This is a genomic window from Tenacibaculum sp. 190524A02b (genome assembly GCF_964036645.1).
Classification (GTDB): domain Bacteria; phylum Bacteroidota; class Bacteroidia; order Flavobacteriales; family Flavobacteriaceae; genus Polaribacter; species Polaribacter vairaonense.
On the sequence record NZ_OZ038525.1, the window covers coordinates 3,758,456 to 3,777,681 of the forward strand.

Genomic DNA, 19,226 nt, shown 5'->3' on the forward strand with positions numbered 1-19,226 from the left:
TAAAAGTAATTATTAATACCTTTTTTATTTATAAGATACAGGAATAAGTTTTATCTCATTCGGTATTTATACTACTATCTCTAACCAAACATAAACTTCATATTTCTACCTGCATAAACATGTGGAGTAGTGGCTTGTTTTTATGAAATACAAAGGTTAGGTGTTTTTAATGCCATAGTTGAATGAAATATTCTTGTTTTTCAGTATTACCAAAAAGGTAAATTCCCTAAAAACAATTTTTAAAATGAATTTAAAAGAGAAGTTACATTTAGCTCAGCAAGAGGTTTATTATGGACAGTTAATGGATCCTCAAAGCCCTATATATAATATGGGGGGATATGCTGTTTTTACAGGAGTCTTAGATAAAGTTTTATTTAAAAGCGTTGTTGGTAGTTTGTCTTCAGCGTTTGATACATATAACTTTAGATACGACTTTACAGGGGCAGAGCCTTTGTTTTATGTAAGCGAACCTGAGAATGTACATCTTAATGAAATTGATTTTTCGGAAGAAGTTAATCCAGAAAAGAAAGCAAAAGAATGGATGCAAGAGGGAATTAATACTGCTTTTGATATTCAAAAAGGGAAACTATATGATTATACACTTATAAAAATAGCTGAAGATGTGCATTGGTGGTGTTGTTATAATCATCATTTATTATATGATGGTTTTGGTTCAGCATTAATGGTAAGTTATGTTATAGAAGAGTATGATAAAAGACAAAAAAATAGTGATGAGGTTAAAATATCATTTCCATCTTACTCAGATATTGCAAGAAAGAGTAATGATTATTTAGAATCTGATTATTATACCAAAGATGCAAGTTACTGGAGAGAGAAATTTAATACTATTCCTGAGTCTATCCTCAATCATAAGAAAAAGGATGATATAGCAGATGGTAATAGATTTTCTATTGAAATATCCAGGTCAGATAGAGAGTTATTTAGTCGTTTATCAGAAAAAACCAAGGCTAACTTACCACAATTTACAATAGCAGCTCTATTACTATATTTTGGGAAAACCACAAATCAAAAAGAGTTTAGCTTTGGAATACCTGTGCATAATAGAGTAAGTAGAAATGAACGCAAGGCATTGGGTATGTTTTCTAGTATCCTTCCTTTTAAGGGAGCATACGATGAAAATAAGAATTTAACTGATTTTATTTCTGAGATAAGACAAATACAGCGTAATGATTATAGACACCGTCAATATCCAATATCTCATTTAAATAGGTCTTTAAATTTACTATCAGAAAATCGAAAGCAAGTTTTTGACATCATTGTAAATTACGAGCCTTTTCCTTTTCCTAAATCATTATCATCTGGACTACATGTAGCTATAAAACATTTATCTACAAATATAGATTTAGAAGACCCATTATCATTTCGTTGGAGTGATTATGGGGAAGATTCTTCTTTAATCTTAAATGTTGATTTTCAAGAAGAATATTATAACAAAGAAGAGATAGAAATACTTACACAAAGGTTATTGTTTATTTTAAGACAGTTTGAGGTAAGTTTAACTGAACCATTAAAAGATATTTCTATCTTATCTAAAGAAGAAGAGGATGAGTTATTAACTACTTTTAATAATACTAAGAGGGAATATCAATTAGATAGAACTGTACTAGATTTATTTCAAGAGCAGGTTACAAGTGTGCCAGATAATATTGCTGTAGTTTATAATGAGGCTTCAATAACTTATAAAGAATTAAATGAACGTTCAAATAAGTTAGCCAATTATATAAATAGAAAGCATAAAGGAACAACTGATTTAATAGGTGTTTGTGTATCAAGGGGCATTGGTATGGTTGTTAGTACATTAGCTGTGTTGAAGCTAGGGAAGGCCTATGTACCTATTGATACAAATTACCCATCAGATCGTATAGAACATATTATAAAAGACTCAGGGTTACAGCTTTTAATAACAAATAGTGTTGATAATGAGTTGCTAACGTTTGATGTAGATATTCAAAAAGTAGTGTTGGATATTGAGGCAGAAGTAATAAGCAAAGAATCTGAGAGTAAATTAAAAGCAAAAATAACTACAGATGATTTAGCCTATGTTATTTATACTTCAGGAACAACAGGAAAACCCAAAGGAGTTGCTGTAAAACATTTAGGATTATTAAATGTTACTTTAAGTTGGCAAGAATCATTTGAAATTCATCAAAATACTCGTTTATTACAGATGGCGAGTTATGCGTTTGATGTTTTTGTAGGAGATCTTTGTAAATCAATATTCTCTGGAGGGCAAATGATTATTTGCCCTTATGATATCCGTTTTGATTTATTAGAAATTTATAAATTAATAAAGCACCATCAAATAACCATTTTAGAAACCACTCCAGCTTTAGGGGTTCCTTTAATGGATTATATCTATGATAATGAGTTGAATTATTCTTCATTAGAGCAAGTTATTCTAGGGTCAGATATTTGTCACGTTCATGATTTTAAACGTTTATATGAAAGGTTTGGAAAAGACCTTAGAATTACAAATAGTTATGGAGTAACAGAAGCAACTATTGATAGTTCATATTATGAGGTTGATACAATAGAGAGTTTAGGATATTCAGCTAGCGTTCCTATAGGAAAGCCTTTACATAATATGGAATTTTACATATTAGATGCTTCGCAAAATTTAGTCCCAAAAGGAATTATAGGTGAGCTTTACATAGGAGGATTAGGAGTTGTAAAAGGGTATTTGAATAATAAAGAATTAACTGAAAATAAATTCATAACTAATCCTTTTGTTGAAGATACTTTAATGTATCGTACTGGAGATTTAGCACGCTGGTTACCTGATGGAAATATAGATTTTATAGGTAGAGGCGATAGCCAAGTAAAAATAAGAGGGTATCGTATTGAGTTAGGAGAGATAGAAAATGTACTTTTTAACCATAAAGATGTCAAGGAATGCTGTGTTTTAGCAAAGGAAGATGCTAAAGGAAATAAACGATTAATAGGTTATATAGTAGCTGAAGAGGTTTTTAACCGAGAAGAGATACAGGATTTTTTAAAAGCTAGTTTACCAGACTACATGGTTCCACGTTTATGGATAGAATTAGCAGAAATGCCTTTAACAACTAATGGAAAGCTAGATAAAAAATCATTACCTGAGCCTAATTTTTCTGATTTATTTACCCAAGAATATGTAGCTCCTAGAAATGAAATAGAACAACAATTGGCTAACATATGGTTAGCTTTACTTGAGGTAGACCAAATAGGTATTAATGACAACTTTTTTGAGTTAGGAGGACATAGTTTATTAGCTACACAATTAGTGTCTAAGATTCGTAATGAAATGGAAAGTGAAGTTGCTATCAAAGATGTTTTTTCTAGTCCTACTATTGCTGAGTTAAGTCTTCATATAGAAGGAGGAAAAAATAAAAGTTTATTACCTGTCATTACTTCACAAAACAAAAAAGGAAATATTCCTTTATCATTTAATCAAGAGCGTCTATGGTTTTTAGACCAGTTGCAAGGAGGAAGTGTGGAGTACAACATGGCTGGTGGCTTACAATTAAAAGGCAGTATAGACAAAGAAAATATAGAAAAAGCATTAGTAGCTATAGTTGAGGAGCATGAAGTTTTAAGAACTATAATTAAAGAAGAAAAAGGAAAAGGATATCAAGAAGTCATACCTTCAAATAAATGGAAGTTACGCACAGAAATTTTAAAAGAAGATATTAAGGTTGAGGATGAAGTTGCAAGTTTAATATCTGAACCTTTTAATCTTGCAAAAGATTATATGTTCAAAGCTTGTTTATATACTATAGGTGAAAATGAAAATATTTTAGTTTGTATTTTTCATCATATTGCAAGTGATGGCTGGTCGATACCTATTTTTATCAATAGATTTTTAGAGAATTATAGAATATTACAATCAGGTGGGGTTTTAGAGGTATTACCATTACCATTCCAATATTCTGATTACTCTCTATGGCAGTCTAAGTATGTTTCAGGTGAGTTTTTAGAAAACCAACTTCTTTACTGGGAAAAACAATTACAGGATGTTTCTACTTTAGCGTTACCTACTGACTATATTAGACCATTAATTCAAAGTAACGAAGGTGCCATTTTAAACTTTGAACTATCTAAAGATTTAACTGATAGTATTAAAGAAATATGTAAACAAGAGAAGGTAACCTTGTTTATGTTATTATTATCAGCGTTTAAAGTATTATTGTATAGGTATACCGGTCAAGAAGATATTAGCGTTGGAACTTCTATAGCAAATAGAACACAATCTGAGTTAGAAAGTATGCTAGGTTTTTTTGTAAATACTTTAGCTTTACGTTCAGATTTTGGTGAGTTAAATAGTTTCAAGGAAGTTTTACAAAAAGTAAAAAGCACCACTTTAGAAGGATATGATCATCAATTAGCGCCTTTTGAAAAAGTAGTTGATAGAGTGGTGAAAACTCGTGATATGAGTACGAGTCCACTGTTTCAAGTGATGTTTGACATGGATAATACTCCTGGAGATAGATCTATGGTAATTGAAGGAGTAGAAATTTCATCGTATAACTTGCAATCAAATACATCGAAGTTTGATTTAAGTTTAGAAGCTAATGAAAATGAATTAGGTATTTCATTAACAATGGAGTATTGTACTGCTTTATTTAAAAAAGAAACAGTACAGCGTATGCTGGGGTATTATCAAGTAATACTGCAAGGTATTGTAAATGATATCAATCAGGAAATTAATACATTACCCTTACTTACAAAAAAAGAAGAATATCAATTACTACATGTTTTTAATAACACTACTGCTATTTATCCAAAAGATAAGACAATTTTAGACTTATTTGAAGAGCAGGTATTAAAAACACCAAACAATGTAGCTGTTGTTTATGAAGAGACTTCAATAACTTATGAAGAGTTAAATAACCAATCAAATCAACTAGCGCATTACATTAATAGAAAAGGTATAGGAGCAGATGAGATAGTAGGAATATTTGTTTCTCGAGGAATTAATATGATTGTAAGTGTTCTTGGGGCACTTAAATCTGGTAATGCTTATGTGCCAATAGATGTAACCTACCCTTCTGATCGCGTAGAACATATTATAAAAGATGCTGAGTTAAACCTTTTAATTACTAACAGTATTGATAATGAGTTGTTAGCGTCATATGAGGGGGTTCATAGAATTTTATTAGATGTAGAGGCTGAGGTTATAAATAAAGAACCTCAAAATAAGTTGAGTATTGTAACAAGTCCTAAAGACTTAGCCTATATAATTTATACATCAGGAACAACAGGTAAGCCTAAAGGAGTAGCAGTAAATCATTCAGGTATTTATAATGTTGCTTTAAGTTGGTATAGCTCTTTTGAAATTAGTGAAGAGACTTGCTTGTTACAAATGGCAAGTTATGCTTTTGATGTTTTTGTAGGAGACCTATGTAAATCATTATTGTTTGGAGGTAAAATGATTATTTGTCCTTATGAAGTTCGTTTTGATTTAGTAGCGTTATATAAGTTGATTACTAATCATCAAGTAACAATATTTGAGACAACACCATCATTAGGAGTACCTTTAATGGATTATATTCATGAAAATAAATTAGAATATTCTTCACTTAAACAAATTATTTTGGGGTCTGATATATTCCATGTACATGACTTTAGAAAATTGTATGAAAATTTTGGTGAAAAAATTAGAATAACAAATAGTTATGGAGTAACTGAGGCAACAATAGATAGTTCATTCTATGAAACTAATGGCCTAGAAAGTTTAAACTATTCATCGAATGTTCCAATAGGAAAGCCCTTACACAATATGAGTTTTTATATACTGGATTCATATAAGAACTTAACACCACAAGGCGTAGTTGGAGAATTATACATAGGTGGAGAAGGAATAGCAAATGGGTATGTAAACAACAATGAATTAACCAAAGAGAAATTTATTAAAAACCCATTTGAAGAAGGAACATTAATATATAGAACAGGAGACTTAGCTAGATGGTTATCAGATGGAAATGTAGATTTTATAGGGAGAGGAGATAGCCAAGTAAAAGTAAGAGGATATCGCATTGAGTTAGGAGAAATAGAAAACGTATTATTTAATCACAAAACTATTGTTAATTGTTGTGTTTTAGCAAAAGAAGATGCGAGTAGAAATAAACGTTTAGTAGGATATGTTGTAACAAGCACTACTTTTGATAAAGATAGTATTGAAGACTTTTTAAGAGAAAGCTTGCCAAGTTATATGGTTCCTCGCTTATGGGTGGAACTAAAAGAAATTCCACTAACAGCGAACGGTAAGGTTAATAAAAAAATACTACCAACTCCTGACTTCTCAGATTTATCAACAAAAGAATATGTAGTTCCACGTAACCAAACAGAAAAAAAGTTATCAGAGATATGGAAAGAATTACTAGGAATAGAAAAAGCTGGTATTTATGACAACTTTTTTGAATTAGGTGGACACTCTTTATTAGCTACGCAATTGGTATCTCTAATTCGTAATGAGATGAATGTTGAAGTTACCATTAGAGCTATTTTTGCTAATTCTACAATTGCAGAATTAGGAATACATATAGAAGATGAAGCTGGAGGAAGTTTATTACCATTAATAACTGTACAGAAGAAAGAAAATCGTATTCCTTTATCATATAGTCAAGAACGCTTGTGGTTTTTAGACCAATTGCAAGAAGGCAGTTCAGAATACAACATGCCTGGTAGGTTGTTGTTAAAAGGAGATTTAGATGTTACTATTTTAGAAAAAGCTTTATTTACAATTGTAGACCGCCATGAAGTACTTCGAACAGTAATAAAATCAGAAGACGGGATTGGGTATCAAGAAGCAATTTCATCTGAAAATTGGAAGCTAAACATTGAAAATGTTAGTGAACATACAGATTTAGAAAATAAAATAAAGGATTTTTCTGAAAAACCATTTGATTTATCTAAAGACTATATGTTTAGAGCTTGTGTGTATAAAACAAGCTCAGATCAAAATATTTTAGTGGTAGTATTTCATCATATAGCAAATGATGGTTGGTCAGAGACTATTTTTGCAGATGAGTTTATTACTATATATCATGCATTACAAAGTAAGCAGGAGGTAATACTTCCTAAATTATCTTTACAATATGCAGATTATGCTTTATGGCAACGTCAGAATATTAAAGGAGACTTTTTAGAAAGTCAACTATCATATTGGAAAGATAAACTTCAAAATACTACACCTCTATCTTTACCTACTGATTATCCTCGTCCTTTAATCCAAAGTAATTTAGGAGCAGATATTTCTATTACATTAAATAAAGAGTTAACAAGTTCTATAAAAAGAATCTGTGCAGAACAAGAGGTAACACTATTTATGGTAATGCTTTCAGCTTTAAAAGTATTATTGCATAAATACAGTGGTCAAGAAGATATTTGCGTAGGAACTCCAGTAGCAAATCGTACCCAATCAGAATTAGAGGGAATGATTGGTTTCTTTGTAAATATGCTAGCAATACGAACAGATTTAAGTGAAAATCCAAGTTTTGCGGAAGTATTAAAACAGACCAAAGAAGTAACCTTAGAAGCAGGAGATCATCAATTAGTTCCTTTTGAAAAAATAGTAGAAAGAGTTGTAAACTCAAGAGACATGAGTATGTCTCCTTTATTTCAAGTAGTATTTGTATTACAAAATACACCTGAAATGTTGGATTTGGATATAGAGAATTTAGAAATTTCTTTAGCTACAAATAAAAGTACAAACTCAAGATTTGATTTAACACTAAATGCAGAGGAACGTAATGAAGTAATAAATTTAAACTTAGAGTATTGTACTGCTTTATTTAAAGAAGAAACAGCTACTCGTTTTTTAACACATTATCAAGAATTGCTAGTTAGTATTATCAAAAATATTAACAAACCAATAGATGATTTACCAATCTTAACAGAAGCGGAGAGTGTTCAATTATTAGAAGATTTCAATGCAACAGATGTAGCTTATGATTTAGATAAAACGTTGGTAGATTTATTTACAGAACAGGTAGCCAAAACTCCAAAAGCTATAGCTGTAGTTTATGAAAATGAAAGTTTAACTTATCAGGAATTAGACAAGCGTTCCAATCAATTAGGTCACTATTTACAAGGACAAGGAGTGGAGCCCGATACTTTAGTAGGAATCTGTTTAGAACGTAGTATAGAAATGTTAGTGGGAATTTTAGGAATTCTAAAATCAGGCGGAGCTTATGTTCCAATTGATCCAGAATATCCTCAAGATCGTATTGATTATATGTTGATTGATGCCAACATAAATATGGTACTAACAAGTGAAAAGGTAAGTGAAGAAGTATTAGCAAACCGAGAAGGAATTACTACTATTTCATTAGATACAGAATGGGAAACAATCATTACAACTTATTCATCAGAGAGGTTAAATAAAATAATCACAGCAGAAAATTTAGCGTATGTGATTTATACATCAGGAAGTACCGGAAAGCCTAAAGGAGTAATGAATCAGCATAATGGTATTGTGAATCGTTTATTATGGACGCAGTCAGAGTATCAGTTACAGTCAGATGACACTATTTTACAGAAAACTACTTTTAGTTTTGATGTTTCTGTATGGGAATTATTATGGAGTTCAATTTGCGGATCACGATTAGTCTTTTCAAAACCAGAAGGACATAAAGATGCCCGTTATTTAAAAGAAATAATAGAGGAACAAAATATAACGACCATGCACTTTGTTCCGTCAATGTTACGTGTTTTCTTAGAAGAGATAAGTACAGGAGATTGTAGTAGTTTACGTCGAGTTATATGTAGTGGAGAAGCTTTACAAGTAGATCATGTAAACTTATTTAAAGAGAAATTACCTAATGTAGAGTTGCATAATTTATATGGACCAACCGAGGCCGCCATTGATGTTAGTTACTGGTCAGTTCCATTAGAAGAACCAATATCAAAAGTATTAATAGGTCGTCCAGTGGCTAATACAAGTTTGTATGTTTTAAATGATTCTATGAATTTGGTTCCATTAGGAGTGGCAGGTGAGTTATGTATTGGCGGAGTTCAGGTAGCAAGAGGCTATTATAATAAAGCAGCATTAACAGAGGAAAAGTTTATATCGAATCCATTTAAGGAAGGAGAGAGATTATATAGGACAGGTGATTTAGCGAAATGGTTACCAGATGGGAATATAGAGTATGTAGGTAGAAAGGATAATCAGGTAAAAATACGTGGATATCGTATAGAGTTAGGAGAGATAGAGAATGCTTTATCGAACTTATCTATGGTCACTCAGAGTTGTGTCTTAGCTAAGGAAGATAGTATTGGCAGTAAACGTTTAGTTGGTTATGTAGTTTTAGAAGGAGCTATAGATAAAGAAGCGCTTCAGTTAGAGTTAAAGGAAGTATTGCCAGACTATATGGTTCCTACTTTATGGATTGAGTTAGAGGAGATGCCATTAACTGTCAATGGTAAGTTAGACAGAAAAGCATTACCAGAGCCAGATGGATCAATGTTATCTACAAAAGAATATGTTGCTCCGCGTAATGAGACAGAAGAGAAATTAGTAACTATTTGGCAAAAACTATTAGGAGTAGAGGAAATAGGTGTTTACGATGATTTCTTTGAATTAGGAGGACACTCTTTATTAGCTACTAGGTTGGTTTCTTTAACTCGTAAAGAATTAGGAAAAGAAATAGCCATTCGAGATATATTTGAATACAATACGATATCAGATTTAGGTTTATACATATCTACTAAATTTGAAGAAATATTACTTCCATCAGTAGTTGTTGAAGACTGTTCTGAACAGATTCCTTTATCTTTTAGTCAAGAACGTTTATGGTTTTTAGATAAATTACAAGGTAGTAGTCAAGAATATCATATTCCAGTAGTACTAAAATTAGAAGGAAATTTAAATATAAGTATTGTAGAAGAAGCTCTACGTAGAATAATTAATCGTCATGAAATATTACGTACAGTTATTTATGAAAAAGAAGGAATAGGTTACCAGAAAGTAATTGAATCAAACAAATGGTTTTTACATCAAGAAGCCATCGCAAAAGAAGCCAAAATAGAAAAAGAAATTAGTGGCTTCATTAACTTACCTTTTGACTTATCTAAAGATTATATGTTACGTTCATGTTTGTATAATCTAGATAATAATCAGTATATATTAGCATGTGTTTTTCATCATATTGCTAGTGATGGTTGGTCAAGTGGGATTTTGATGTCTGAATTTGATGAATTATACGCTTCAATTAATTCCCAACAAGAAGTAATTCTTCCAGAGTTATCTTTACAATATAAAGATTATGCAATATGGCAACGTAAATACATAGAAGGTAGTGCTTTAGAAAGTCAGCTGACTTATTGGGAAAATAAGTTGTCTGGAGTTGATTATTTAAAACTACCGTTAGATTACACACGTCCTACTATTCAAAGTACAGAAGGATCAGGTATTTCTGTTGCAATAAATAAAGAATTAACAGGTGCTATTAATACTTTATGTAAGCAGGAAGGAGTAACAATGTTTATGTTTTTATTATCTGCTTTTAAAGTATTGTTATCTCGTTATAGTGGTCAAGAAGATATTTGTGTAGGAACACCAATAGCTAATCGTACTCAAGCAGAGTTAGAAGGAGTAATAGGTTTCTTTGTAAATACTTTGGCACTTCGAAGTAATTTAAGCGGAAACCCCAGTTTTAAGGAAGTATTAAAAGAAGTAAAGACTACTACTTTAGAAGGTTATGATCATCAGTTAGTTCCTTTTGAAAAAGTAGTAGACAAGATGGTTACTACTCGTGATATGAGTATGTCTCCTTTGTTTCAAGTAATGTTTGTGTTACAAAACACACCTTCAAACTCAAAATTAGCAATAGAAAATGTAACTATTTCTGAATATGAATTAGAAGGAATTACTTCTCAATTTGATTTGACATTAAATATATCTGAAAATGATCAAGGTTTACTACTTAATGTAGAATATTGTACCGCTTTGTTTAAAAGAACTACCATTAAACAAATGTTAGTTCATTATCAAGAGTTATTGAGTAATATTATAAATGATGTTACACAATCTATTGGTAGTTTATCAATGCTAACAAATGAAGAGGAAAATCAATTGTTAAATGTTTTCAACGATACTGCATTAGATTACCCGAAAGATAAAACAGTGGTTGATTTGTTTGAGTTACAAGCTCAAGAAACCCCAGAAGCTATAGCAGTTGTATACAATGGAGAAGAATTAACGTATAAAGAATTAAATGAAAAATCTAACCAGCTAGCTCAGTATTTAATATCTAATTATAGTGTTAATATAAATGACTTAGTAGGTGTTGTTTTAGAACGAAGTGATTGGTTAATAGTAGCTTATTTAGCAACCTTAAAAGTAGGGGCTGCTTATGTTCCTATTGACCCTTCTTACCCAGAGGATAGAAAAGAATACATCCGTAAAGATAGTGGCATCAATGTTATAATAGATAATTCGTTATTAGAAGAGTTTAAGTTGACAAGCTCAGTCTATTCAATAAATTCACCATCAATTAATATAGCACCTTCTGACCTTGCTTACGTTATTTACACTTCAGGAAGTACAGGAAAACCAAAAGGAGTAATGGTTGAGCATAAAAACTTACTTCATTTGTGTTTTTGGCATCAATCGGCATATAATGTAACAAGTTTAAGTAGAGGTACTTTATTTGCGGGAATAGGATTTGATGCAAGTGTTTGGGAGATTTACCCTTATATACTGAAAGGAGCAAGCTTGTATCCTGTATCAAACAATATTCGTTATGATTTAAACTTGTTTTCAGAGTTTTTGGAATATAATACTATTACACACGCATATATACCTACCTTATTATGCGAACGTTTTATAGAAGAAGAAATTTCTTTATCAAAGATTACTATTCTAACTGGAGGAGATGCTTTATCTGTAAATACTAATACAAGCCTTAATATTTATAATAACTATGGTCCAACTGAAACTACAGTAGTAGCTACTAATTATAAGGTAGTTGATGCTGATATTATAAAAATTCCTATTGGAAAACCTATCAATAATACTCAGGTTTATATTACAGATTCAACAATGAACTTAGTTCCTTTAGGTGTTGTAGGAGAAATATGTATTGGAGGAGATGGAGTTACTAGAGGTTATTTAAATAGAGAAGATTTAACAAATGAAAAGTTTACGTTAAACCCATTTAAAGAAGGAGGAAAATTATATAAAACAGGAGATTTAGGTAGATGGTTACCAGATGGTAATATAGATTTTATTGGGAGAGTAGATAACCAGGTAAAAATTAGAGGTTATCGAATAGAATTAGGAGAGATAGAGAATGTACTGTCAAATATACCATCAGTAATCCAATGTTGTGTTTTAACTAAAGAAGATAGTAACGGTACTAAACGTTTAGTTGGGTATGTTGTTTTAGAAGGAGATTTAAATAAAGAAGCTCTTCAAACAGAATTAAAAGAAAGCTTACCTGATTATATGGTTCCAACCCTATGGATTAAGGTAAATGAAATGCCTTTAACGGCTAATGGCAAACTAGATAAAAAAGCGTTACCAGAACCAGATAAAACATTATTATCAGCTAAAGAATATGTAGCACCAAGAAATCAAACGGAAGAGCAATTAGTAGTCATTTGGAAAGAGTTACTAGGTATTGAAAAAATAGGTGTTAATGATGATTTCTTTGAGTTAGGAGGTCATAGTTTATTGGTTGTTCAATTAATTTCTCGTATACAAAAGGTAGGCTACCATATATCGGTACAAGATGTTTTCTCAAACCCCACTATAGCTACTATAGGTGAAAAAGTATTAGGATTAACATCTTCTTATAAGGTTCCAATTAATAGAATTACAAAAAATACTGATCATATTGTTCCATCTATGTTGCCTCTATTAAATTTTGATCAAGAGGATATAGATATGGTTGTTTCTATGGTTGATGGAGGTGTTTCAAATATTCAGGATTTATATCCATTATCTCCATTGCAAGAAGGAATATATTATCATCATTTAATGAGTGATAAAAATCAAGGAGATACTTATATATTACCAAACTTGCTGTCTTTTAAAACTAAAAAACAACGAACATCATTTATAGAAGCATTACAGTTTGTCATCAATCGTCACGATGTTTTGCGTACTTGTTTTTTAAGTGAAAATTTACCCAATGCTGTTCAAGTAGTACTTAGAGAAGCTACTTTGTCAGTAAAACATTTAGATATACAAAATGCAGATGTTTTAACTGAACTAGAATCATTAATGAATCCAGGAGAGCAATGGATGAACGTTTCAAAAGCGCCTTTATTAGATTTAAAGTCGGTTGATGATTCAATCAATGATTGCTATTATTTGATGTTGTTTGCACATCACTTGATATTAGATCACGTAGGTTTAGAGAAAGTAATTCAAGAGATAGAATTTTATTTGTCTGGGAAAGAATCAAGTTTACCAGAACCTGTTTTATACAGAAATTTTATAGGTCATACATTACATTCACAATCCATAAATGATAGTGAGAGGTATTTTAAAGAATTATTAGGAGAGGTTAAAGAACCTACATATCCGTTTGAATTATCAAATATTATAGGAGATACTAGCAAAATTGAAGAATCAAGTATTCTTTTATCTAATGATTTTAGTAAAGAACTCCGTAATATCAGTACTGATTTAGGAGTAAGTACAGCTGTTCTATTTCATGCAGCGTATGGAATAGTTGTAGGAAAGTGTAGTAATAAAGAGTATGCAATTTTTGGTTCTTTATTCTCAGGAAGATTACAAGGAGCAGTTGGAGCTGCAGATTCATTAGGTCTTTTTATTAATACGTTGCCATTTTTTACCGAATTAAAAGGAAGCGTATCTGAATATGTATTAGTTGTTAAGAAGAGTTTAGAAGGGTTGTTACCTTATGAACAAACAAGATTGTCAGATATTCATAATTGGAGTGATATTTCCAATGAAACACCATTGTTTAGCGCATTACTGAATTATCGTCATTCTTCTATTTCCTCTAATATAGAGGGAGATAATGAAGAAAATGATTTAGGTATAACTGTAATAGATAGTGAAGAACGAACCAACTATCCATTTACATTAAACGTAGATGATTATGGAGATATTTTTGGGTTAACAGCTCAGGTAGATACAAGTGTAGGTGCTGACCGTATGCTTGCATTTATGCAAAAGATTTTAAATCAGTTGTTAGAAGGGTTAAAATCTGAAAAGGAGTTATTGGTCAATACACTAACTATTTTACCAGAAGAGGAAAAGAAACAACTAGTAGAAGTTTTTAATGCAACAACAGTTAAGTATCCATTTGATAAAACAGTTTTAGATTTATTTGCTAAACAGGTTAAAAACACACCAGAAGCTATTGCAGTTGTTTATAAAGATAGTCAGTTAACCTATCAAGAGTTAGACAAACGTTCTAATCAGCTAGCACATTATTTACGTAATCAAGATGTTCAAATAGATACTTTAGTTGGTATCTGCTTAGAACGTAGTTTAGAAATGATTGTTGGTATTTTAGGTATTTTAAAGTCTGGAGGAGCTTATGTTCCAATAGACCCTACTTATCCAAAAGATCGTATTGATTATATGATTAAAGATACAGAGATAAGTTTAGTGTTTAGTAGTGCTGATAGTCGTGAAACCATAATAGAACAAGAGGAGATAACAATTATATCTTTAGATACAGAATGGCATACTATTGCAGCATATTCTGATGAAGCTTTAAGTGATATAATCTCTTCAGATAATTTAGCCTATATTATTTATACTTCTGGAAGTACAGGAAAACCAAAAGGAGTAATGATTGAACATGGTAATATGTTCAATTTAATTAGTTGGGCTAGATCAAACTTTAAGGATTCATTAGAAGTAGGAATGTTGGCAAGTACCTCAATTAATTTTGACTTGTCGATATTTGAGATTTTTACTTCATTGATATCAGGATCTAAGCTTCATCTAGTAGATAATTTACTGTCTTTGGTTGAAGATTCAGAAGTTTCGGTTTCATTAATGAATACAGTTCCTAGCGTTTTATTAGGATTATTGGAATCAGGTAAAATTCCAGATACGGTACAAACCATCAATTTAGCAGGTGAACCATTATCAACAAATCTAGTTAACCGAATTTATAAGGAAAGTTCAGTTAGTCAAGTGTTTGATTTATACGGGCCTTCAGAAGCTACCACTTATAGCACTTATTCTAAACGTTTAGTAAATGGAATCCAAACAATTGGAAAACCAATAGATAATACTGAGATTTATATACTAAATGACGCTTTAGAGTTATTGCCAATTGGAGTAATTGGAGAATTATGCGTAGGAGGAAGAGGAGTAGCTAGAGGATATTTAAATAGAGAAGAATTAACTCAAGAGAAGTTTGTAGCGAATCCATTTAAAGATGAAGGTAAAGTATATAAAACAGGAGATTTAGGAAGGTGGTTACCTAATGGAACTATAGAATATATGGGGCGAAAAGATAACCAAGTAAAAATAAGAGGTTATCGTATAGAGCTAGGAGAGATAGAAAATACATTATCACAAATAGAAGGTATTCATAATAATTGTGTACTGGCCAAAGCAGATGTAAATGGTAATAATCGATTAGTAGGATATGTTGTAGCTGATAATGGGTTTGATAAAGAAGATATTCAAATACAATTAAAGAAGAGTTTGCCAAATTATATGGTACCTCTTATTTGGATTGAAATGGAAGAAATGCCATTAATGAGTAATGGTAAACTAGATAAAAAAGCGTTACCAAACCCAGATGGGATAATGCTAACTAAAAATGAATATATAGCGCCAAGAAATGAAACAGAAGAAAAAGTAGTAGCTATATGGCAGGAATTGTTAGGAATCGAAAAAATAGGAATTCATGATAATTTCTTTGAATTAGGAGGTCATAGCTTGTTAGTTGTTCAATTAATTACTCGCTTACAAAAAATAGGCTTCCATATTCCCGTAAAAGAAATATTTTCTAATGCTACAGTAGCTATTATTAGTGAAAAATTATCGTCATCAACTTCGGTTTATCAAGTACCAGCTAATGGTATTACAATTGATACAGATCGAATTACTCCATCAATGACTCCTTTATTAAACTTTGAACAGGAAGATATAGATAAAGTTGTAGATAGTATTAAAGGAGGTGTTTCAAATATTCAAGATATGTATCCTTTATCTCCTTTACAAGAAGGGATTTACTTTCACCATTTAATGAGTAACCAAGAAGAAGGAGATCCTTATATTTTATCAAGTTTATTATCATTTACTGATCAATCAAAACGTAAGTCTTTTATAGAAGCCTTACAGTTTATTATAAATCGTCACGATGTTTTACGTACTTGTGTTTTGAGCGAAGGCTTGCCACAAGCTGTTCAAGTGGTATTAAGGGAAGTTACTCTATCAGTGGAAGAACTGAATATTGACACTTCTGAAGATGTGTTATTACAATTAGAATCATTGAAAGCTACAAGTAAATTATGGATTGATGTTTCAAAAGCGCCATTACTAAACTTAAAAACTGCAGATGATATAAGTAATAGTAAATATTATTTAATGATTGATCAGCACCATTTAGTATTAGACCATGTTGGATTAGATAAAATTACTTCAGAGATTATTCTGTATTTATCAGGAAAAGAATCAAGTTTATTAACTCCTGTTTTATATAGAGACTTTATAGGACATACGTTGCATTCACAATCTATTAATGATAGTAAATCTTATTTTAAAGGATTATTAGGAGAGGTTGATGAGCCTACGTATCCATTTGAATTATCAAATATAAAAGGAAACGGAAGTGATATAGTTGAATCTACTATTCTTCTACCAAAAAAATTAAGTGAAAAACTTCGAAAAGTTAGTACTGATTTCGGAATGAGTCCAGCAGTTTTATTTCATGCTGCATATGGAATCGTTGTAGGTAGGTGTAGCAACAAAGATTATGCACTTTTTGGATCGTTATTTTCAGGGCGTTTGCAAGGTTCAGTAGGAGCTGCTGATTCTTTAGGGTTATTTATTAATACACTGCCATTTTTTATTGAACTAAAAGGAAACGTACTTGAATATATAGATAAAATTAAAGAAGAATTAAGAGGATTGTTACCTTATGAACAAACGCCACTATCTAGTATTCAAAATTGGAGTGGTATTTCTAATGAAATGCCATTATTTAGTGCTTTGTTAAACTTCCGTCACACTTCTATTTCTCAAGAAGAGGAAGATGCTGAAGCTAATTTAGGAATTACTTTTATAAAAGCAAACGAGCGTACAAATTATCCTTTTTCATTATCTGTGGATGATTATGGAATTGATTTTGGATTAACAGCTCAGACGGATCCAAGTATTAAACCAACGCGTATTCTTTCCTATATGGAAGAAATATTAACGCAACTTATAGAAGGTTTAATTAATGGAACTAGTATAGAGAGTTTATCTATGCTAACAGAAAAAGAAGAAATAAAATTATTAGAAACTTTTAATGATGTTTCTGCTTCGTATCCACAAGATAAAACGTTAATTGATTTATTTACTAATCAGGTTGAGGTTAGTCCAGAAACTACCGCTGTAGTTTATAAAGGAAAGAAATTAACTTATAAAGAATTAGATGAACTTTCTAATCAGTTAGCTAATTATTTAGTTGCTACTTATACTATAAATAGTGAGAATCCAATAGGAGTTGTTTTAGAAAGAAGTGATTGGTTAATAGTTTCCTTACTGGCAATTCTAAAAACTGGCGGAGCATATGTGCCAATAGACCCTACTTATCCGGATGAACGTAAAGAATATATCCTTACAGATAGTGGAAGTATTTTAATCATAGATGATGCTTTTTTAAATACATTTAAAGAAAGTATTACAAAATATTCTACAGAGTCACTTGACCTTTTGGTTAAACCAAAAGATTTAGCTTATATCATTTACACATCTGGAAGTACAGGAAAACCAAAAGGAGTAATGATTGAACATTGTAGTATAATCAATACACTATTATCTCAAATAGCGTCTTTCTCTATTAATTCAAAAGACAATTGTTTGCAGTTTGCAAGTCCATCTTTTGATGCTTCTATTTGGGAAATAGGTATTACCCTTTTAAGTGGAGCAAGTTTACATATAATACAAGAGGGTAAAAAATCGGATACATCATTCTTTAAAGAATTTATAAAAGAGAATAATATCACTTTTGCCACTTTACCACCAGCGTTTTTACAATTATTAGCAGTTGAGGATTTAGAAAGCATAAAAACCTTGGTAACTGCGGGAGAAGCAATTCCATTAGGATTAGCAAAAGCTTTTTCAGAAAAATACAAGTATGTAAACGCTTATGGACCAACAGAAACAAGTATTTGTGCTACAACATATCATGGAGCTATAAAAGATCTTGTACCAATAGGAAAACCTATTCATAATACGCAAGCTTATATTTTAAATACTGAAGCTAAATTATTGCCAATAGGAGTAGTAGGAGAATTATGTGTAGGAGGTATAGGAGTTGCAAGAGGTTATTTAAACAGAGAAGAATTAACTAGAGATAAATTTATAAAGAGCCCATTTAAAGAAGGAGCTAGGTTGTATAGAACTGGTGACCTAGCAAGGTGGTTACCTAATGGGACCTTAGAATTTATTGGTAGAAAAGATAATCAAGTTAAAATTCGTGGTTATCGAATAGAATTGGGAGAGATAGAAAATGCATTATCATCACTAACAATTATTAGTCAAAGTTGTGTTTTAGCTAAGGAAGATGCTAGTGGTAATAAACGATTAATAGGTTATGTAGTTGCAGAAGGAGAGTTTGATAAAGAGATAGTTCAAGAAGAATTAAAGAATCATTTACCAGATTATATGATTCCTACATTATGGATTGAATTAGAGACTATGCCATTAACAAGTAATGGAAAAATAGCTAGAAAATCTTTGCCTAGTCCGGAAGGAATTGAAATGTCGAGCAAAGAATATATGGCACCACGTAATGAAACAGAAGAAAAATTAGTAGCCGTTTGGCAGGAATTATTAGGGATTGAACGTATAGGAATTTATGACAACTTTTTTGAGTTGGGAGGTCATAGTTTATTAGCTACTCGTTTAGTTTCTATGATTCGTAAAGAATTAGAAATAGAGATTGCTATTCAAGATATTTTTGAATTCAGTACCATAGAAGAAATGTCATCTTTTATACACTATAAGGTAGTCAACTTTAGTGATTCAGTAGATGAGTATAGTATGAGTATTGATATATAATTTTATAATAATT

1 protein-coding gene is annotated in these 19,226 nt (G+C 31.1%); it reads left to right on the forward strand.

Features of this window, described 5'->3' with window-relative positions; genetic code table 11:
- Positions 1–244 precede the first annotated feature (244 nt).
- The gene (locus tag ABNT65_RS15425) at positions 245–19,213 is read left to right on the forward strand and encodes a non-ribosomal peptide synthase/polyketide synthase (protein WP_348746235.1); all 18,969 of its coding nucleotides are present in this window, start codon (positions 245–247) and stop codon (positions 19,211–19,213) included.
- Positions 19,214–19,226 lie beyond the last annotated feature (13 nt).

Excerpts from the sequence above, each read along its gene's own strand:
- ABNT65_RS15425 (WP_348746235.1), top strand. The coding sequence starts at position 245 with ATGAATTTAAAAGAGAAGTTACATTTAGCTCAGCAAGAGGTTTATTAT.